Genomic DNA, 19,521 nt, shown 5'->3' on the forward strand with positions numbered 1-19,521 from the left:
ACTGGCGGCATGACTGCTTCGACGCGGATCCGCCCGCCGCTCGTCGGACTCGGGCTCGTCACCGTCGCCTTCCTCGCCTACGCGTTGCCGCCCTACCTCGGGCTGGACCCGGCGAGATCGCGCGTGCCGACGCGTGCGGACACGTGGTTCCACTACCCGCTGCTGGTGACGCACATCCTCCTGGGCACGGTGGTGCTGGTGACCGCGGTGTTGCAGTTGTGGCCGTGGCTGCGCCGGCAACACCCGCGGGTGCACCGGTGGAGCGGGCGGATCTACGTGTCCGCGGCCATCCCCGCCGGGCTCGCGGCGCTCGTCGTGGCGCCACTGGGAGCGTTCGGGCTGAACCAGCGCGCGGCGAACACGATGCTGGCGCTGCTGTGGCTGGGCACGACGGTGACGGGTTACGTGATGGCGCGCCGGCGCCGGTATCCGCAGCATCGCGAGTGGATGGTCCGCAGCTTCGCGTTGTGCTTCTCGATCGTGGTGAACCGCCTGTGGACCACGGTGTGCACGATCGCCTTCGTGCCCGACCCGTCCGACACGGCGGCGCTGGAGCAGGCGATCGGCGTCGGGACGTGGCTGAGCTGGGTGGTGAACCTGCTGATCGCGGAGTGGTGGCTGCAGCACACGCGCCACCGCCGCACCAAGCACCGCGTACCGCCGAGGGAGATGGCCGCGGCGGCGTGATCGCGGGCCCTTGCCGGTTCACGGGTCCCACTCGACGCCGAAACCGCCACTCGCCGGACCCGGTCTCGATCAACTGGCAGAATCGGCCGGGTGCAGGTCGGGATGCTTGGCCCCTTCGAAGTTCGCACGGACGACGGCGCCCTCGCCGACGTGCCGGGCGCCCGGCTGCGCGGGCTGGTGGTCGCCCTCGCGTTGCAACCGGGTCGCGTCGTGCCGAAGGCGGCGCTCGTCGACTGGATCTGGGGCGAGCAGCCGCCCGCGGACGCGGCCAACGCCCTGCAACGCCTGGTCTCCCGGCTGCGGAAGGCGCTGCCCGCCGGGCTGGTCGAGGGACAGCCGGACGGCTACCGGCTGCGCGTGGAACCCGACGACGTCGACGCGGTGAAGTTCGAACGCCTCGTCGCCAAGGCCCGCCAGGACGACGAGCCACAACTGCTGCGTGAGGCCCTCGCGTTGTGGCGCGGTCCGGCCATGCAGGACGTGGGCCTGCCGGACAGCGGCGCCTTCGACGCGGCGGTCACCCGGCTCGAAGGCCTGCGCCTGGCCGCGCTGGAGGACCGGTTCGACGCCGAGATCCGCCTCGGCAACGCCGCCGGCCTGGTCACCGAGCTGACCGACCTGGTGGCCGCGCACCCGGTGCGCGAACGGCTCGTCGCCGCGCTGATGCGCGCCCTCGTCGCGACCGGCCGCGACACCGACGCGCTGCTCGTGTTCGAGCGCACGCGGGAAACCCTGGCCGACGAGCTGGGCGTCGACCCCTCGCCCGAGCTGTCCGCGCTGCACGTCGCGCTGCTGCGGGGCGAGGTCGAGCGGCCGCCGGAGAAGCAGAAGACCAACCTGCGCGCCGAGCTGACCAGCTTCGTCGGCAAGGACGCCGATGTCACCGCGGTCCGCGAACTCGTCGCCGAACACCGGCTCACCACCCTGATCGGCCCGGGCGGCGCCGGCAAGACCCGGCTGGCCGCGGAAACCACGCGCACGCTGCTCGGCGACCTGCCCGATGGGGCCTGGCTGGTCGAACTCGCCCCGCTCGGCGCCGACGGGGACGTCGCGCAGGCCACGCTCGCCGCGCTCAAACTCCGTGACGCGCTGCTCGGCGACGCCCCGGACGCGGACGCGACGGACCGGGTCGTCGCCGCGCTCCGCGAGCGGGCGGTGCTGCTGGTGCTGGACAACTGCGAGCACGTCATCGAGTCCGCGGCGAAGTTCGCCCACCGGGTGCTCGGCGAGTGCCGCCGCCTGCGGATCCTCGCCACCAGCCGGGAACCCCTGGGCATCACCGGCGAGGCGCTGTGGCCCGTCGCGCCGCTGGCCCTGCCCGCGGACGACGCCGACCCCGGCAAGATCGAGTCCGCTCCCGCCGTCCAGCTGCTGCGGGACCGGGCCGGCGCGGTGCGCCAGGACCTCCCGGCCGACGCCGAGACGCTGGCGACCATGGCGCGCATCTGCCGGGCGGTGGACGGGATCCCGCTCGCCATCGAACTCGCCGCGGCCAGGTTGCGCACCATGTCGCTGGACCAGCTCGCCAACCGCCTCGACGACCGGTTCCGCCTGCTCACCGGCGGCAGCCGCACCGCGCTGCCGCGGCAACGGACGCTGCGTGCCCTGATCGACTGGAGCTGGGAACTGCTCAGCGACGCCGAACGGACGGTGCTGCGCCGGCTCTCGGTGTTCTCCGGTGGCGCGAGCCTGGAAGCAGCCGAGCGGGTCTGCTCCGACGACACCATCGAGTCGTGGGAAGTACTCGAGCTGCTGACCGCGCTGACCGAGAAGTCACTGGTGGTCACCGACGGCGCGGGCGCGCCGCGCTACCGGATGCTCGGCACGATCAAGGAGTACGCCGACCAGCGTCTCGCGGAGGCGGGCGAATCCGATTCGGTGCGTCGCGCGCACCTCGCGTACTTCACCGAACTCGCCGAAACCGCGGAGCCGCACCTCCGCCGCGCCGAGCAGCTGGACTGGCTCGCGGTGCTCGAGGCCGAGCACGACAACATCGCCGCGGCGATGCGTGGCGCGCTCGCGGCCGGGGAGGCGGACGGGGCGATGCGGCTCGCCGCTGCCGCCGGCTGGTACTGGTGGCTCGCCGGGCACAAGGCGGAGGGCAACGAGCTGATCCTGGCGGCCGCCACGCTGCCCGGCGAAGTGCCCGACGAGATCCGGGGCGTGGTGTACGCGTTCGTCTCCGGGTTCATGACCTCCGGGCGGGGCAGCGACCAGTTCAACGCGGTGGAGTGGATCCACAAGGCGTACGAGATCAGCCTGCGGGTGCCGGACCGGCACCCGGCGCTGCGGTTCGCCGGCGCGATGGAACGCCTATTGGACGGAACGGACGCGATGCTGACCGCGTTCGAGCCGCACCTCACCGACGCCGACCCCTGGGTGCGTGCCCTGGCCCGGCTGCAGCTCGGCAAGATGCGGGTCCAGCTCGGCCACGGCGGCTGGGACGCCGACACCTACCTGGAGGCGGCGCTCAACGAATTCCGCGCGCTCGGCGAGCGGTGGGGCATTTCGTTCGCGCTGACCGAGCTGGCGGAGCGGATCGCCACGCGCGGCGAGTTCGCCAGGGCGTGCGAGCACTACGAACAGGCGATCGCGGTCGTCACCGAGGTCGGCGCCATCGAGGACGTCGTGCGGATGCGGTCGCGGCAGGCCCAGCTGTACTGGATCCTGGGCGACGCGGAGCGCAGCGCCGCCGCCCTGACCGAGGCGCAGCGGCACGCGGACCGGGTCGCCTGGCCCGAGGCGCTGGCCGAGCTGGCGCTGGCGAAGGCGGAACTCGCCCGCTGGCGCGGTGACGCCGAGCAGGCCCGCCGGGAACTCGGCCTCGTGATGGAGTTGCTGGGTGCAGACGCCGGGCGGGCGAACCACCGCGCGGTGTGGCACGACCTGCTCGGCTACCTCGCCGAGGATCTCGACGAGGCCCGGGAGCACCGTGCCGCGGCTGTCGAGGCGGCGTCCGAGCCCGGGCACCCCTTGATGATCGCCCAGGTGCTGGTCGGGGTCGCGGACTTCGCGCTGCGGGCCGACCAGCCCGAGCAGGCCGCGAGGCTGCTCGCGGCGAGCACCGGCCTGCGCGGTCTGCCGGACCACGCCCAGCCGGACGTGGCCCGGATCGAGCGGGAAACGCGAAGCCGCCTCGGTGACACGGAGTTCACCGAGGCGACTGGCGAGGGGCGGGAAGCGGACTGGCGCGAGCTGGTCGCGGTCACGCTCGCTTCTTGAACGTGGCGGACGCCCACAGGTACCCGACCAGGGCGATCCCCACGCACCAGGCGAGCGCGGCGATCAGGTCGCCGGTGGCCGGCGCGCCGTTGAGCAGGCCGCGCAGGGTTTCGATGATCGGCGTGAAGGGCTGGTACTCCGCGAACTCGCGCAGGCCCGGTCCCATCTTGTCGGCCGGGACGATCGCGCTGCTGAAGAACGGCAGCATGACCAGCGGCACCGACGCCATGCCGGCGGTTTCCACGGACTTCGCCGCCAGGCCCAGTGCGATCGTCAGCCAGCCGGTGGCGAGGCCGAGCAGGACGACGAGGCCGAGCACGCCGAGCCAGTCGAGGAAGCTCGCCGACGGGTCGAACCCGAGCAGGAAGGCCACCCCCACGAGCGCCGCGATGGCGAGCAGGTTGGTCAGCACGCTGGCGATGACGTGTCCGTTCAGCACCGCGCCGCGGGAGACGTCCATGACCTTGAACCGGTTGATGATGCCCTTGGTCATGTCGGAGCTCACCGCCGTCGCGACGCCGCCGAGCCCGTAGCAGACGGCCATCAGCATCAGGCCCGGCGTCGCGTAGTCCACGTAGTCGACACCGACGCTGAACGCGTCTCCGAGCATGTACACGAACATCACCATCATCACGATCGGCATCAGGACCGCGTTGAAGACGGTGACCGGGTTGCGGGCGATGTGCTTGAAGTTGCGGCGCAGCATGACGAGCGAGTGCGTGTTCATTTCGCGGCCACCTCCGTGGTGTGGCCCGTGAGGGCGAGGAAGACGTCGTCGAGGTCGGGCGTGTGGACGGTGAAGGTTTCGGCGCTGAGCGAGTACTCGTCGAGCCGGTCGAGCAGGGAGCGCAGCGACTTCGTGCCGCCGTCGCTGGGCACGCGCAGCGTCAGCGCGTCGTCGTCGCGGGTGGAGCCGGGGAGGATCCGCGCGGCCGAATCGAGTTCGGCGGCGGTGGTGAACCGGAGCCGGACGTGGGTGCCGGGGATCTGGCGCTTGAGCTCGTCGGGCGTGCCCTGGGCGACCAGGCGGCCCTTGTCCAGGACCGCGACCCGGTCGGCGAGCTGGTCGGCTTCCTCCAGGTACTGGGTGGTGAGGAAGATGGTCACGCCGTCGGACACCAGCTCGCGGATGATCTCCCACATGGTGCGGCGGCTGCGCGGGTCCAGACCGGTCGTCGGCTCGTCCAGGAAGATGATCCGCGGGTTGCCGACGAGGGTCATCGCCAGGTCGAGCTTGCGCCGCATCCCGCCGGAGTAGGTGGACGCGGGCTTCTGGGCCGACTCGACCAGGTCGAAGCGCTCCAGCAGCTCGGTGACGATGCGCTTGCCGTCCTTGGCGCGGGCCCGGTTCAGGTCGACCATCAGCTGCAGGTTCTCCTGGCCGGTCAGCAGCTCGTCCACGGCGGCGAACTGGCCGGTGACGCCGATCGCGGCGCGCACCGCCTTGGCCTCGGTGGCGATGTCGTGCCCGGCGACGCGGACGGTGCCGCCATCGGCCTTGATCAGGGTGGTCAGCACGTTGACGGTGGTGGTCTTGCCTGCGCCGTTCGGGCCGAGCAGGGAGAAGATGCTGCCCGCCCGGACGTCCAGGTCGATACCGTCGAGCACGACTTTGTCTTGGTAGGACTTCCGGAGCCCGGAAGCTGTGATCGCGTCTGTCATGCGACCACGGTCGCGGGCGGAACTGACACCGCCCTGCCCTGGCCCTGACACGAGTCCTGACACGACCGGAAGCCGATTCGGATGAGGCTGCGTCGCTCTCGCGAACAGCCCGGTCAGCGTCGCATCCGGGGATCCTGCGAAGGGTCGGCGTACATCGGCGGGCAACCGTGGTCGATGGCTTCCGGGCGCAGTTCGTAGTGCCAGGGTTCGTTGCGGTAGATCTGGCACAGCCCGTACCTGGCGCCGTGCTCGGACAGCCACGCCCTGGCCTCGGCGGGCCCGATGTCGACCGCGTGCCCCGACACGTGCGACGACGTGTCCGCGGTGGCCACCCAGCGGGCGGCTTCTTCTTCCGAGCCGTACTTCGACACCGCGTCACGGAGCAGTTGTTCCTGGTAGTCCCGGGACCGCCAGCCACTGTTGACGATGAACTCGATCCCGTCGCCCGCGGCATCCTTCGCGGCCTGGCGCAGGGCGCCGAGCAGATCGGGGTCCAGGTTGGCCACGGCCGGGATTTCGTCGTCGAAGACCGTCACACCGCCGCGGACGACGCCGTCCGCCTCGGTGAGGGAACGCCGGACGGCCGCGGACACCAGCGACTGGTAAACCCGGACACCGATGAGCGCCGCGCTGCCGCCCACCAGGGCAGCGAAGAGGTTCGACCGGGTACGGCGGGTTGCTGTTCGTGCTGGCTCGATGCAGGTCATGCCCCGAGTCAAGGCAATGCGGTGTTGCCGGTACGTATGCGGTTTTCGATATGCCGAGGATATGGTGCGTCTCGTAGCATTCGTGACCGTGCGTGTGTTGATCGTCGAGGACGAACCCTATCTGGCGGAGGCCATTCGCGACGGCCTGCGTCTGGAAGCAATCGCCGCCGACATCGCCGGTGACGGTGACACCGCGCTGGAACTGCTGAGCATCAACTCCTACGACATCGCCGTGCTCGACCGCGACGTCCCCGGCCCCTCCGGCGACGAGATCGCCAAACGCATCGTCGCCTCCGGCAGCGGCATGCCGATCCTCATGCTCACCGCCGCCGACCGGATCGACGACAAGGCCTCCGGGTTCGAGCTCGGCGCCGACGACTACCTCACCAAACCCTTCGAGCTCAAAGAACTCGTGCTCCGGCTCAGGGCGCTGGACCGCAGGCGCGCGTACAGCAGGCCACCCGTGCGGGAGATCGCGGGCCTGCGGCTGGATCCGTTCCGCCGGGAGGTCTTCCGCGACGGCCGCTACGTCGCGCTCACCCGGAAGCAGTTCGCCGTGCTCGAAGTGCTCGTCGCCGCCGAGGGCGGTGTGGTCAGCGCCGAAGATCTCTTGGAGCGGGCGTGGGACGAGAACGCCGACCCGTTCACCAACGCCGTGCGCATCACGGTCTCGGCACTGCGCAAACGGCTCGGCGAACCCTGGATCATCGCCACCGTGCCGGGCGTCGGCTACCGCATCGACACCGCCGCCGGGGGAGACGACCGTGCATAGGGCTCCCGGTTTGAGCGTTCGCCTCAAGCTCACGCTCAGCTACGCCGGGTTCCTCATGATCGCGGGCTCCTTGCTGCTCGCCGCCGTGTGGATGTTCCTGTTGCGAGGATGGTCGAACGGCCTGAACATCCCCGATTTGTCCGACTTCGGGCGTGCCTTCGACCCGACCAATTTCGGCCCATCGGTCTTCGTTCCGGCGGCAATACTGGTGCTGGCGTTCCTGCTGGTGTTCGGTCTCGTGGGAGGGTGGATCCTCGCCGGCCGCATGCTCGCCCCGCTGACTCGCATCACCGATGCCACCCGCATGGCCGCGGAGGGATCGCTGTCCCACCGGATCCGGCTGCCGGGGCGCAGAGACGAGTTCCGCGAACTCGCCGACGCCTTCGACACCATGCTTGCGCAGCTCGAAGCCCACGTTGCCGAACAGCAGAGGTTCGCGGCCAACGCCTCACACGAACTGCGGACCCCGCTGGCGATCACGCAGACACTTCTCGACGTGGCCCGCAACGATCCGCACCACGACAGCGGCGAGCTCGTCGACCGCCTCCACTTGGTCAACTCCCGCGCGATCGACCTCACCGAGGCGTTGCTCCTGCTCAGCCGCGCCGATCAACGGTCCTTCACCCCAGAGCCCGTCGACCTGTCCCTCATCGCCGAAGAAGCCACCGAAACGCTTCTCCCGCTCGCGGAGAAGCGCGGCGTCACCGTCGAGACCTCCGGCGACATCGCCCCCGCCATCGGCTCGCCCGCGCTCCTGCTGCAGTTGACCACGAACCTCCTGCACAACGCCATCGCGCACAACCTGCCCGATCGGGGCACCGTGTGGGTCACGACCAGCGTTCACCCGACGAGCGTGCTGCTCACCGTCGAGAACACCGGCGAGAAGCTCACCCCCCAGCTGGTCTCGACCCTCACCGAACCGTTCCAGCGCGGCTCCCAACGCATCCGCACCGACCACGCGGGTGTCGGCCTCGGCCTGGCGATCGTCAAGAGCATCACGCACGCGCACGACGGAACCCTCACCCTCACTCCCCGACCTGCCGGCGGGCTCCGCGTCACGGTGCAACTGCCGGCCGCGCCACCACACCCGAGCCGATCACCCTGAGGCGGCCCCACGTCGCTCGGCGACCGCGGTGAGCACGTGCCGGGCCAGGGCGACGTCCGCGTCAGGCGCGCCGGCCGCCGAAGCGCGAGCCGACATCACCGCGATCCGCTCGGGATCGGTGAGCACCGGGATCAGCGTGTTCACGATCCAGGCCGGGTCGAGGTCGGCGTCGTCGACGAGCAACGCCCCGCCGGCCGCGACGACCGGCTCGGCGTTGAGCCGCTGCTCACCGCCGCGCAACGGCAGCGGGACGTACGCGACCGGCAAGCCGGCCGCGGCCAGTTCGGCGCACGTCATCGCTCCCGAGCGGCAGATCACGAAGTCGGCCGCGGCGTAGGCGTACTGCATGTCGTGGACGTAGGGAACGACGACGTAGGGCGGATCACCGTCCGGCACCTCGACCGAGTGCCGCGGCCCGGTGATGTGCAGCACCTGCACACCGGCCGCCCGTAACGACGCGGCCGCGCCGGACACCGCCGCGTTGATCGTGCCGGCGCCCTGCGAACCGCCGGTGACCATCAGGACGGGCGCGTGGGGTCGCAGGCCGAACCGCTGCCGGGCCGCGTCGCGCAGCGCCGGCCGGTCGAGTCCGGTGATCGCCGGCCGCAACGGGATCCCGATGGCGGTGGCGTGCGCCAGCGGGACGTTCGGCGATGCGGTGAACACGTGCGTCGTCATCCGGGCCGCCAGCCGGTTGGCCACTCCGGGCCGGGCGTTCGCCTCGTGCACGACGATCGGCACGCCCCGCTTGCGCGCGGCGAGGTAGGCCGGCATGGCCACGTAGCCGCCGAAACCCACCACGACCTCCGCTCGCACGCGGTCGAGCACCGCCCCGGCCGCCAGCACCGACTCGCGCAGCTTGCCCGGCGTCCGCAGCAACGCCCGGTTCAGGGTGCGCGGCAGCGGCGCCGGCGGGATGAGTTCGAGCGGGTAGCCGCGGGCCGGGATGAGCGTGGTGTCCAGGCCGCGGATCGTGCCGAGGGCGGTGATCTCCGCCGTGGGTTCCAGCCGGCGCAGCGCGTCGGCGAAGTTCATCGCGGGCTCGATGTGCCCGGCCGAATGGCCGCCGGCGACAACGACGCGCGGTGCCGCCGCACCGGATTCCTGATGCGACATCCCAGCTCGCCTATGCGATGGGGAAGTCGAAATAGGTGTCCGGATAAGGCTCGTCGGTCAGCGTGTAATGCCACCACTCATGGTCGTACGGCGTGAACCCGCAGGTCTCCATGATGTCCCGAAGGTGCTCGCGGTTCCGCGCCTCGACCGGCGTGATGCCCCGTGCTCCGTGGTGTGAGATGGGATCCATCAGATCGTGGTCACCGCCCATGGAAGCGAGCTCACCGGTGGTCAGGTGGTAGAGCGTCAGGTCGACGGTGCTGCCCCGGCTGTGGCCCGACTTGGCGGCCACATATCCCTTCTCGAACATCTCGGCTCGGTCGATGTTCGGATAGTGTCGTGGCTTGGTCCGGCCGTCCTCCGGCTGCGCCGACCAGCGCAGGAAGCAGTCGACGGCGCGTTGCGGGCGATAACCGTCCCACAGGAGCAAGCCGAAGCCAAGGGACTCGGCCTTGTCGCGCGCTTCCGCCTGGGCCGCGCACAACGCCTTCGTACCCACGATCCGGTTCGCCAGATATCCGTGCACCGGTTTGCCGGTGAAGTTGTCCCAGGTGGCGTACTTCGCATCCCAGCGTACGCCGGACACGACCTCGTCCACGAAGACAAAATCCTCGTGCATCGTCATTTCCCCGTCAATGCGAGCGACACCATCCGGTCGATCACCTCGGCGAGCGGCAACCCCGCGGCCGCCATCATTCGCGGATAACGGCTGTAGGAGGTCAGCCCGGGAAACGTGTTGACCTCGTTGAGGACCACGCTGCCGTCGTCGGTGAGGAACATGTCGACCCGCGCGAGGCCCCTGCACCCCAGGACGCGGTAAATCTCCTTCGCGGTTTCCTGGACGAGCGAGCGCGACTCCGCCGGGATGTCCGCGGGCACGATGAACGTCGAGTTCTCGGATCCGCTTTCCGGGTTGTCTTCCTGGTGGATCCGGAAGAACCCGTGCGACAGCGCGACCCGGTCCACCTCGCCGGTGACCAGATCCAGGTCGTTCCCCAGTACGGCACACCCGATCTCACTGCCGGCGACAGCCTCCTCGACCAACACCTTCGAGTCGTACTTCCTGGCGGTTTCCACCGCATCCGGCAGTTCTTCTTTTCGCTCTACCTTGCTGACGCCGAAGGATGACCCCGAACGGGCCGGCTTCACGAAGACGGGATAGGTGAGCGGACCGACATCGATGCTCTCGTCGGCCATGACGGTCCAGAAGTTCGGCGTGGCGATTCCCGCGCTGCGGACGATGGTGTAGGTGAGGGATTTGTCCATGCACAGCGCGGAACTTTGGACGTCACAGCCCGCGTACGGGATACCGGAGAGCTCCAATAATCCCTGGATCGCGCCGTCCTCGCCGAGTTTGCCGTGCAGAACGGGCAACACGACGTCCAGGCTGATCGTCCGGTACCGCCCCTGTTCCAGCACGAGCAGTCCCCGGACGCTTCGGTCCGGCGACAGCACGACCGGGCGGCAGTTGCCGTTTTCCCAGTCCGGACCAGGACCGTCACAAAGCAGCCAAGCGCCGCTCACCGAAATCCCGATGTAGAACGGCTCGTACTTCTCGAGATCGAGGTTCTTCGCGACCTCTTGCGCGGATTTGACCGAGACGGGGTGTTCTTCGGACGCGCCGCCGAATATGATGCCGACCTTCAACCTATCCACGCTGATCCCTGCTTTCGAATTTCAGGCAGTTGACGAGAGAGTTCTCCACGGTGTCGCTCAGGGCGTGATCCGTGTAATAGGCGGTGTGCGGGCTGATCAGGACGTTGGGCAGTTCCTGCAGCCGCAGCAGCGGTTTGTGGCCGATGGGTTCGTTCCGGCAGTCGGCGTAGAAGATCCCTTCCTCCCCCTCAAGAACGTCCAGCGCCGCGCCGCCCAACCTGCCGCTTTCCAAGGCGGAAAGCAGGGCCTCGGTATCGACGAGTGCGCCACGGCCGGTGTTGACGACGAACGCCCCGGGCTTCATCCGCTCGATACGCCGGCGGTCGAAGAGGTGGTGCGTGTCCGCAGTGAGGGGCACGTGCAGGGTGACGATGTCGCTGTGCTGCACCAACTCGTCGAGCGGAACGTGACCGGCGGAGCCGGGACGGATGTCGTGGGTCAACACGCGGCAGCCGAAACCCCGCAGCCGGTCTATGACCGCGACGCCGATGCGCCCGGTGCCGACCACCCCGATGGTCAGATCACGCAGCTCTTTGCCGCGTACCTCGTCCAGCCGGTAGTCGTGGACGTCCGCGCGGCGGATGACGGATTTGGCGTTTCGCACCGACATCAGCATCAGCATCAGCGTGTAGTCAGCCACGCTGTCCGGCGAATAGCCGACGTTCTCCACGGTGAGGCCAATGCTCTTCGCGAACTGCACGTCGATGTGGTCGTATCCGACACTTCTCGTGGAGACGTACTCCACACCGGCTTCGCTGAGGGCGCGAAGAATCGAAGCGGTGACCTTGGTTTTGTGACCGACGCTGACGCACCGGTTCCCCGCGGCCAGTTCTGCATTGGCTTCGGACACCGCCGCCTCGGTGATGGCCGGCAGCACGCCGAAGCGGGGCGCCAGCTCCCGGAACAACACGGCCTCGTCCGGCTCGCAGCCATAAATCGTGATGCCCGTGGCGGGGGCGGCCGATGAGGACCCCAGCGATCGCCCGCGGCGGGCCGCTGTTCGTGCTGGTTCGCGGTCGGTCATGGCTGCCATTCAAGGCAGCGCGATGTTGCCGGCACGTATGCGGTTTTCGATACGCCGACGATATGTTACTGCCCAGTACCGGCGCGGAGCTGCGGGAGCCTCCGCTCATCCTGGCCTCGATGCACGGTATATCCCGAAATGCCGCTCCCGTGCGCGATTGGGCGAATTCATCAAACTGCGCAGCCATCGGTCGGCTTGTCCGCCACGCCACGGGAAAACCACGTCCCGGGTTCCAGGCAGTATCCGCCTCACTGCGCTCCCGTACCCCGGCGGCTTGACCTGCGCGCTTTGATGATCTTCGTGACAGCACCCCGTCAGCACCTGGGCCTAGATTGACTTTTTGTCATTTGTCGCAACAAAAAACCCGGGAGGGTGTGGATGCGCAAGTATTGGAGACCGGCGCTCACCGGCGCGATACTGGCTCTGGGACTGGCTTTGCTGCCGACGCCGTCCGCGTCGGCGGCTTCGCCCGATGGTTCCTGGTCGGTTACGCCGGTGGACGGCGGTTACCGGATCACGCTGACGCTCGACGAGCGGCTCCCGACGCGGGACGCGTCGCCGGAACTCGCGGTCGACGGCCGGTCGCTCGGTGAGGCACAGGAGTCCCGGGACGGCCGGACGCTCACGCTGGTGACGACCGATCCCGCCGCGGCGCACCCGTCGTCGGTGCGGGTGGCGTGGCAGGGTGTGGTGCCCGGCGCGACCCCCCGCAGCGCCGCCGCCACGACCGGCGTGCCCGCCGGGACGCCGATCACGTCCGCCCCCGAGGCCGCGGGACGCTACGGCGTCACCCGTGCCGACTACGACTTCGGTGACACCGCGCTCCAGTTGTCCGGATTGACCGGAGTGCCGGTCGAGGAGCGGGCAGCGGTGTGGGTGCCGGTCGGCGCGTCCGGCAAGCGGCCGGTGGTGGTGTTCCTGCACGGCCGCGCGGACGCCTGCTACGACCCGGACGCGGGCACGTTCGACAACGAACACTGGCCCTGTGTCAACGGCCTCGAACCGATGCCCAGCTACGTCGGCTACTCGCGGCCGGCCGAAACCCTGGCCAGCCAGGGATACGTGGTGGTGTCGGTCAGCGCGAACGCGATCGGCGCCTTCGACCAGAGCACGGCGTCGCCCGACCGCGGTGGCTTGGCCCGCGGCCAGCTGGTGATGGCGCACCTCGACCTGCTCGCCAAGGCCGACGCCGGCACCGCCCCGGGGATGAGCAGTCTGCTCAAGGGCAAGCTCGATCTCGGCAACGTCGGTCTCATGGGCCACTCCCGCGGCGGTGACGGCGTGGTTCGCGCCGCGCTGCTCAACGCCGCCCGCCCCACCCCGTACGGGATCAGGGGTGTGCTGCCGCTCGCCCCGATCGACCGGACCCGCCCCGCCCTGACGGACGTGCCGATGGCCGTGCTGCTGCCCTACTGCGACGGCGACGTCTCGAACCAGGAAGGCCAGCACTTCTTCGAGGACTCGCGGTACACGAGCCGCACGGACTCCGCGCTGAAGTCGTCGTTGCTCGTGATGGGCGCCAACCACAACTACTTCAACAGCGTGTGGACCGAGGCCTACGGCGACGACTGGGACCTCTACGTCGACCCGGCCGACCCGACCTGCGGCACCACCGCGGCCGGCAACACCCGGCTCACCTTCGAAGAGCAGCAGAAGACCGGAATCGCCTACACCGCGGGCTTCTTCCGCATGACGCTCGGCAAGGAAAGCGCTTTCCTGCCGATGTTCCAGGCCAGTGCCGGTAGCGCGGTTCGGGTCGGCGCGGCGACCGTGCTGCAGGCGACGCAGTCACCCGCGGCGCAACGCCTCGACGTCGCCCCGTTGCAGGCGGCCGCGGCGAACGTCACGTTCGCCGGCAAGGTGCTCGGCCAGTACTGCGCGAGCATCGCCGGCCGGTCCCCGCAGAGCGGCCTGCCCTCGTGCAGTGATTCCACGGCCACCAGCCGATTTCCGTCCTTCACGCCGGTGACCCACACCGCGAATGTGCCCGCCACGCCGATGCTGCACATGACCTGGGCCAACGGCGGCCAGATGACGGCCGCTCTGCCGTCCGGCCGGTACGACGTCAGCCGCTACGGCGCACTGACCCTGCGGGCCGCGCCGGACGGGGCCAACAACGCCACGGATCTGCGGCTGACCGTCGTCGACGGGGCCGGCCGGACCCAGTCCACCACCGTCTCGGCCCTGAGCGACGCGCTCTCGCCGCTGCCGGCGGGGAACCCGGACGTGCTGCCGAAGACGTGGTTGCGCACCGTCCGCTGGCCGGTCGCCCAGATGACCGCGGTGGACACGACCGACATCCGGCAGATCCTGATCACGACGGCGACCGCCACCGGCGGGGTGCTCCTGTCCGACCTCGCGTTCACCACGCCGTCCGTCGGCACGGGTGCACCGACCAAGCTGCCGCAACTCTCGGTCGCCGACACGACGGCCAACGAGAACGCCGGCACCGCGACGGTCGCCGTGACGCTGTCCAAGGCGAGCAGTCTGCCCGTGACCGTGCACCTGCAGGCCATGGCCAGCACCGGCACACAGATCGCCGCCGGGGCGAAGCAGGTCACGATCCCCGCCGGTCAGACCACCACCATGGTCACGGTCCCGATCCAGGACAACTCCACGGTGGACGCCACTGCCGACACCAGGTACGAAGTCGTGCTCGGCTACCCCACCAACGCCGTCACCGGCAAGAACACCGCCTACGCCACCATCCACGACGACGAGGCATGACCCCGGCGCCGGGGGTTTCACTCGCGCGAGCGAAACCCCCGGCACTGCCGGCCCACCACTTCCGGACACTCCGTTCGCTGAAACAAAAAAGACCACCCGGCGACGCGGGTGGTCTTATCTGGTGTGAACCTCACGGGACCTTACGCGAACAAGTTGACCACAGATGGGGGGTCCGGGGGGCGAAGCCCCTCCGGGCGGGGTGTGGGGGTTGCACCCCACGAAACACAACGGAGCGACCCGGTTCGCGCTATCCGCGAACACAAGCCGCCCCGAGCGAAGTGGAGCTGAGGGGAATCGAACCCCTGACCTTCTCGATGCGAACGAGACGCGCTACCAACTGCGCTACAGCCCCTTACTGGACTTCCCGAAGGAAGCTCCAGAAGCATAGCAAGGGCCCGAAGGCGGTTCGCGAGGGGGTCTACTCTCCGACCGCGCGCCGGAACGGGAGCTGGTCCGGGTCGTCGAGGTCGTGGAACGCGGGGTCCTCGTCCTCGAGGTCGACGACCACCGCCCGGCCACGCAGGCGGGACGCCGGCGACGGGCGGCGCTCGACGCCGGGCACCTCGCGCGGTGGCTCGACGACTTCGAAGTCCTCGGCCGGGCGCTCGCGGCGGGCCGGGCGCGTCGCGGAGCGGGATCCGAGCCGGGCCATGCGCCGCTGGCGGATCTCGGCCTCGATGCGCACCTGCCGGCGCAGGTAGGCGAGATACCCGACCAGCATCAGGTCGACGGCGCCGTGCAGCCACCACAGCGACGAGGTCAGGAACCCGGCGCCCGCGGCCGTGACGACCGCGAGCAGGAACAGGCAGAGGACGACCCGCTGGCGGAACGCGTACTTGGCGCGTGCGGCGATCTCGGCGGCCTCCGGGTCGAACCCTCCACGGCCCGGCCGGTAGCGCCGTTCGGACGCCGGCTCGTACACCCGTGGCGGGCGCGCCGGCTCCTCTTCGTGCTCCTCGACGTCGTCGTAGTCGACGCGGTCGTCGGCCTCAGCGACCTGCTGGGTGGTCTCGGACATCGCGAACTCCTCCTCCGCGTCGTCTTCCCCGCCGCCGCTGCGGACCACGCGGGCGGCCAGTTCGGCGTCGGCCGTCTGCGTGACCGCCTGGCGCTTGCGGGCGACCATGGGCACGAGCACGACGAGCCAGGCCGCGGCCAAGGCGACGATGATCAGCGAGCTGGGCAATCCCCTCTCACCTCCCCCGTTCACTGCTACATGTCGTCACGCTAGTCACAGGAGTAACAGATGGGACGGAGCCACGCCGCTCGTGACCAGAAAAAGGGTCACTTGATCTAGTGAAAATCTCGCCGTTGGGTAACGAACCTGGTCACGGGTATTCCGCGCGACCGGCCGCGACCAGTCGCGCCACCAGTCCGGGCCCGGTCTCCTCGACCGTCATCGCGTAGCAGTAGTGGTCCCGCCAGTCGCCCGCCACGTCGAGGTACCGCTTGAACAGGCCTTCCTGCCGGAACCCGGCCTTGGTCAGCACCTTGATGCTCGGCGTGTTCTCCGGCCGCACCGTCGCCTCGATCCGGTGCAATCCGGCCGAGGTGAACGCGTGGTCCACCACCAGGGCGACGGCGGCGGTGGCGACGCCGCCCTTGACGACCGACGAGGACACCCAGTAACCGACCCACGCCGAGCGGAGTGAGGCGCGGATCACGTTACCGATCGTGATCTGGCCGGCGAACTCGCCGTCCACGGTGATCGTGTACGGCAGGCACTGGCCGCGCCGGGCCAGCGACCGCAGCGCCGTCCACTGCGCGGGCCAGGACCAGTAGCTGTTCCGGTCGCGCCACGGCCCGGGCCCGGTCGGCTCCCACGGCTCGAGGTGCTCCTGGTCACGCAGCCGGATCCGGCTCCAGTCACCCGCGTCGCGCAGCCGGATCGGCCGCACCGCGACCTCCCCGGCCGCCACGCGGAGCGGCCCCAGCCGGGCCGGCCACCCGGGGTGACGGGACTCCAGGTCATACGCTGCTGGCTGCACCGGACAGTTCTAACCCCGCTGGGCCAGGAAGGTCACCTTGACCTGCTCGCCCGCGGGCACCTCGGTGAGGTCCTCGTCAACGTTGACCAGGCAGTTCGCTTCGGCCAGCGACGCGAGCAGGTGCGCGCCGGACGTGCCGAGCGGCTGCACCAGGTACTCGCCGGTGCTCTCGTCGCGCAACAGCTGGCCGCGCAGGTACCCGCGGCGGCCCTTCGTGGACGACACCGGTGACAGCAACCGCGCGCTGACCGTGCGGCGATGCGGGTTGCGGGTGCCGCGCGCGGCGCGGATCAGCGGCCGGATCAGCACCTCGAACACGACCAGCGCGCTCATCGGGTTGGCCGGGATCAGGAAGGTCGGCACCGCATCCGGGCCGAGCCGACCGAAGCCCTGCGCCGACCCCGGGTGCATGCCCACGCGGGTCATGTCGATCTCGCCGAGGTCGGACAGGGCCGCCTGCACCTCGTCGCCGGCGGTGCCACCCGCCCCGCCCGCGACCACGACGACCTCGGACATCAGCAGCCGGCCCTCGACCACCTCACGCAGCCGCTTCGGATCGCTCGGCACGATCCCCACGCGGCTGACCTCCGCTCCGGCGTCGCGCGCCGCGGCCGCGAGGGCGTAGGAGTTCACGTCGTAGACCTGGCCGGTGCTCGGGGTGCGGTCGATGTCGACCAGCTCGTCGCCCACCGACACGATCGACACCCGCGGCCGCGGGTAGACCAGCACCTTCGAGCGGCCGACCGCCGCGAGCAGTCCGACCTGCGCCGCGCCGATCGTGTCGCCCTGGCGGACGGCCACGTCGCCGATCTGCACGTCCTCGCCGGTCCGGCGCACGTAGGCGGCGGACGGCACCGACCGGTGGATCGTCACCTTGGCCGGGTGGCCGTCGGTGAAGGCGGTCGGCACGACGGCGTCGGCGAGGGTCGGCAGCGGCGCTCCGGTGGCGACCCGGACCGCCTGCCCGGGCTGCAGCCGCCGGGGCTGCCGTGAGCCGGCCGGGATCTCCCCCACCACCGGGAGCTGGACGGGCTCGTCGCCGTCGGTGCGCACGTCCACGCTGCGCACCGCGTACCCGTCGACGGCGGCCTGGTCGAAGCCGGGCAACGCGTGCTCGGCCACGACCTCCTCGGCGCAGAGCAGGCCCTGGGCTTCGGAGATCGCGACGCGGACGGGTCGCGGGCGCACCGCGGCCTGCAGGACGCGGGCGATCTGCTCGTCGACCGAGCGGAGGTCCTGCTCGGCCTGGTCGGGCTCCGGGGTGGGGTCGGTCATCAGCGATCGGTCCCGAGTCGTTCGGTCAGCCAGTTCCGCAGCTCGGGCCCGTAGTCCGGGTCGTCGAGGGCGAAGTCGACGGCCGCCTTGAGGAAACCGCCGGGGTTGCCCAGGTCGTGCCGCCCGCCGCGGTGGACGACGATGTGCACGGGGTGGCCCTCCTCGATCAGCAGCGCGACGGCATCGGTGAGCTGCAGTTCACCACCCGCGCCCGGTTCGATGCGACGCAGGGCGTCGAAGATCGCCCGGTCGAGGAGGTAGCGGCCGGCCGCGGCGTAGGTGGACGGCGCCTCCTCCGGCGAGGGCTTCTCGACCATGCCGTGCACCTGCTTGACGTCGGGGTCGCCGGTGTCCGTGACGTCGAACACGCCGTAGGGCGAGATCTGCTCCTTCGGGATGTCGAACGCGCACAGCACGCTGCCGCCGTGCTCGGCGCGCACCTCGGCCATCTTCGAGAGCACGCCGGCGGGCAGCACCAGGTCGTCGGGCAGCAGCACCGCGACGGCCTCGTCCTCGTCGGTCAGGTTCGGCTCGGCCTGCGCCACCGCGTGCCCGAGGCCGAGCGCCTCCTCCTGGATCGCGACCTCGACCTCGATCAGCTCCGGACCGCGCCGGACCTTCTCCAGCAGCGCGGTCTTGCCCTTGCGCTCGAGGTTCGCCTCCAGCTCGGGCGCGGGCCGGAAGTAGCTGACGACCGACTCCTTGCCCGGCGAGGTGACGATCACCAGCCGTTTCGCCCCGGCCTGCGCGGCTTCGCTCGCGACGATCTCGATCCCCGGCGTGTCCACCACCGGGAGCAACTCCTTGGGAACCGCTTTCGTCGTCGGCAGGAACCGGGTCCCCAGGCCCGCGGCGGGGACGATTGCGGTTCGGAACGAGTGGTTGTCGAAGGCGCCCGTCATAGGCGCCAAGCCTAACCTGCGTACATGGGTGCGCAGCGCAATGACGAGGTGACGAAGGCCGAGTGGCGCGCCGAGCTGTCGGCCGCCCGCGCCGCCGTCTCCGTGCAGCAACGGGTCGCCGAGACCGCCGCGCTGGTCCGCGCGGTGTCCGCGATGTCACTCCCGGACACCGTGTGCGGCTACGTCCCGTTCGGCACCGAGCCGGGCTCGATCGGCCTGCTCGACGTGCTGCGCGAGCGCGGCGCGCGGGTGCTGCTCCCGGTGATTCCCGCCGAACCCGGGCCACTGGAATGGGCCGAGTACACGGGCACCGCGAGCCTGCGCGCCGGCCGGTTGCGCCGCATCCTCGAGCCGACCGGCCCGTTCCTGGGCCCGGAGGCGCTGGCCGCGGCCGGGCTGGTGCTGCTACCCGCCATGGCCGTCGACCACCGCGGCGTGCGTCTGGGCCGGGGCGCCGGGTTCTACGACCGGTCGCTGGCGCACGCCGCGCCCGGCGCCGACCTGGTAGCCGTGGTGCGGGACGCTGAGCTGGTCGAACGGCTGCCCGCGGAGGCGCACGACGTGCTCATGACCGGGGCGCTCACCCCCGGCCGCGGGCACGTGCGGCTGCCACTGTGACCAACCCTTGTTTGCGCTGAGGGAATGGTGTCCAGCACAATTGCGTTAGCACTCTTGCGG

At 70.3% G+C, this 19,521-nt stretch carries 17 protein-coding genes and 1 tRNA gene; 6 read left to right on the top strand and 12 right to left on the bottom strand.

What is annotated here, in order from left to right; genetic code table 11:
* Nucleotides 1-9: 9 nt before the first annotated feature.
* Together L1857_RS33050 and L1857_RS33055 are read left to right on the top strand one after the other, a co-directional pair.
* Nucleotides 10-687, top strand: a complete 678-nt coding sequence (locus L1857_RS33050; RefSeq protein WP_116109430.1) for a DUF2306 domain-containing protein — start codon at nucleotides 10-12, stop codon at nucleotides 685-687.
* A gap of 90 nt (nucleotides 688-777) precedes the next feature.
* Nucleotides 778-3,909, top strand: coding sequence for an ATP-binding protein (locus L1857_RS33055; protein WP_249467243.1), 3,132 nt, complete (start codon nucleotides 778-780; stop codon nucleotides 3,907-3,909).
* Here L1857_RS33055 and L1857_RS33060 read toward each other — a convergent pair.
* From L1857_RS33060 to L1857_RS33070, 3 genes are all read right to left on the bottom strand, one after another.
* The gene (locus L1857_RS33060; protein ID WP_094004522.1) at nucleotides 3,893-4,636 is read right to left on the bottom strand and encodes an ABC transporter permease; all 744 of its coding nucleotides are present in this window, start codon (nucleotides 4,634-4,636) and stop codon (nucleotides 3,893-3,895) included. The genes L1857_RS33055 and L1857_RS33060 overlap by 17 nt on opposite strands.
* On the bottom strand, nucleotides 4,633-5,571 hold the full coding sequence (locus tag L1857_RS33065; RefSeq protein ID WP_116109428.1) for an ATP-binding cassette domain-containing protein: 939 nt from the start codon (nucleotides 5,569-5,571) through the stop codon (nucleotides 4,633-4,635). Before L1857_RS33065 ends, L1857_RS33060 begins: the two co-directional genes overlap by 4 nt.
* A 113-nt stretch (nucleotides 5,572-5,684) precedes the next feature.
* On the bottom strand, nucleotides 5,685-6,107 hold the full coding sequence (locus tag L1857_RS33070; protein WP_240323041.1) for a M15 family metallopeptidase: 423 nt from the start codon (nucleotides 6,105-6,107) through the stop codon (nucleotides 5,685-5,687).
* Nucleotides 6,108-6,366: 259 nt separating this feature from the next.
* On the opposite strand from L1857_RS33070, the gene L1857_RS33075 reads away from it, so the two are divergent.
* The gene (locus L1857_RS33075; protein ID WP_094004542.1) at nucleotides 6,367-7,050 is read left to right on the top strand and encodes a response regulator transcription factor; all 684 of its coding nucleotides are present in this window, start codon (nucleotides 6,367-6,369) and stop codon (nucleotides 7,048-7,050) included.
* 10 nt (nucleotides 7,051-7,060) lie between these two features.
* On the top strand, nucleotides 7,061-8,155 hold the full coding sequence (locus L1857_RS33080; protein ID WP_275895879.1) for a sensor histidine kinase: 1,095 nt from the start codon (nucleotides 7,061-7,063) through the stop codon (nucleotides 8,153-8,155).
* On the opposite strand, the gene L1857_RS33085 is transcribed toward L1857_RS33080, so the two are convergent.
* From L1857_RS33085 to vanH, 4 genes are read right to left on the bottom strand one after another with little or no spacing between them, the layout of a single operon-like run.
* Nucleotides 8,147-9,271 carry a UDP-N-acetylglucosamine--N-acetylmuramyl-(pentapeptide) pyrophosphoryl-undecaprenol N-acetylglucosamine transferase gene (locus L1857_RS33085; protein WP_116109425.1) on the bottom strand — a complete coding sequence of 375 codons (1,125 nt, stop codon included), beginning with the start codon at nucleotides 9,269-9,271 and terminating at the stop codon, nucleotides 8,147-8,149. The genes L1857_RS33080 and L1857_RS33085 overlap by 9 nt on opposite strands.
* A gap of 10 nt (nucleotides 9,272-9,281) precedes the next feature.
* Nucleotides 9,282-9,890, bottom strand: a complete 609-nt coding sequence (vanX, locus tag L1857_RS33090; protein WP_116109492.1) for a D-Ala-D-Ala dipeptidase VanX — start codon at nucleotides 9,888-9,890, stop codon at nucleotides 9,282-9,284.
* A gap of 2 nt (nucleotides 9,891-9,892) precedes the next feature.
* Complete coding sequence (vanA-Sc, locus tag L1857_RS33095) at nucleotides 9,893-10,927, bottom strand: D-alanine--(R)-lactate ligase VanA-Sc (RefSeq protein WP_116109423.1); 1,035 nt, start codon at nucleotides 10,925-10,927, stop codon at nucleotides 9,893-9,895.
* Nucleotides 10,920-11,951 (bottom strand): D-lactate dehydrogenase VanH, encoded by a 1,032-nt coding sequence (gene vanH, locus L1857_RS33100; RefSeq protein WP_116109420.1) that lies wholly within the window; start codon nucleotides 11,949-11,951, stop codon nucleotides 10,920-10,922. Before vanH ends, vanA-Sc begins: the two co-directional genes overlap by 8 nt.
* 495 nt (nucleotides 11,952-12,446) lie before the next feature.
* Here vanH and L1857_RS33105 point away from each other — a divergent pair, with 495 nt between their 5' ends.
* Nucleotides 12,447-14,678 carry a poly(ethylene terephthalate) hydrolase family protein gene (locus tag L1857_RS33105; protein WP_116109418.1) on the top strand — a complete coding sequence of 744 codons (2,232 nt, stop codon included), beginning with the start codon at nucleotides 12,447-12,449 and terminating at the stop codon, nucleotides 14,676-14,678.
* Nucleotides 14,679-14,957: 279 nt separating this feature from the next.
* On the opposite strand, the gene L1857_RS33110 is transcribed toward L1857_RS33105, so the two are convergent.
* The 5 genes from L1857_RS33110 to L1857_RS33130 form a co-directional block, all read right to left on the bottom strand.
* Nucleotides 14,958-15,030, bottom strand: a tRNA-Ala gene (locus L1857_RS33110).
* A 66-nt stretch (nucleotides 15,031-15,096) separates the two neighbouring features.
* Nucleotides 15,097-15,864, bottom strand: coding sequence for a divisome protein SepX/GlpR (gene sepX / locus L1857_RS33115; protein ID WP_094004513.1), 768 nt, complete (start codon nucleotides 15,862-15,864; stop codon nucleotides 15,097-15,099).
* A 142-nt stretch (nucleotides 15,865-16,006) separates the two neighbouring features.
* On the bottom strand, nucleotides 16,007-16,666 hold the full coding sequence (locus L1857_RS33120) for a GNAT family N-acetyltransferase (protein WP_198958168.1): 660 nt from the start codon (nucleotides 16,664-16,666) through the stop codon (nucleotides 16,007-16,009).
* A 9-nt stretch (nucleotides 16,667-16,675) separates the two neighbouring features.
* Entirely contained in the window at nucleotides 16,676-17,941 is a 1,266-nt protein-coding gene (gene glp, locus L1857_RS33125; protein WP_094004512.1) for a molybdotransferase-like divisome protein Glp, read from the bottom strand.
* Complete coding sequence (locus tag L1857_RS33130) at nucleotides 17,941-18,843, bottom strand: UTP--glucose-1-phosphate uridylyltransferase (RefSeq protein WP_249467246.1); 903 nt, start codon at nucleotides 18,841-18,843, stop codon at nucleotides 17,941-17,943. The genes glp and L1857_RS33130 overlap by 1 nt, the downstream gene beginning before the upstream one ends.
* Before the next feature lie 24 nt (nucleotides 18,844-18,867).
* Between L1857_RS33130 and L1857_RS33135 the strand changes: the two genes are divergently transcribed.
* Entirely contained in the window at nucleotides 18,868-19,461 is a 594-nt protein-coding gene (locus L1857_RS33135) for a 5-formyltetrahydrofolate cyclo-ligase (protein ID WP_116109411.1), read from the top strand.
* The last annotated feature ends 60 nt before the right edge of the window (nucleotides 19,462-19,521 follow it).

The organism is Amycolatopsis thermalba (genome assembly GCF_023376025.1).
GTDB classification, from domain to species: domain Bacteria; phylum Actinomycetota; class Actinomycetes; order Mycobacteriales; family Pseudonocardiaceae; genus Amycolatopsis_E; species Amycolatopsis_E thermalba.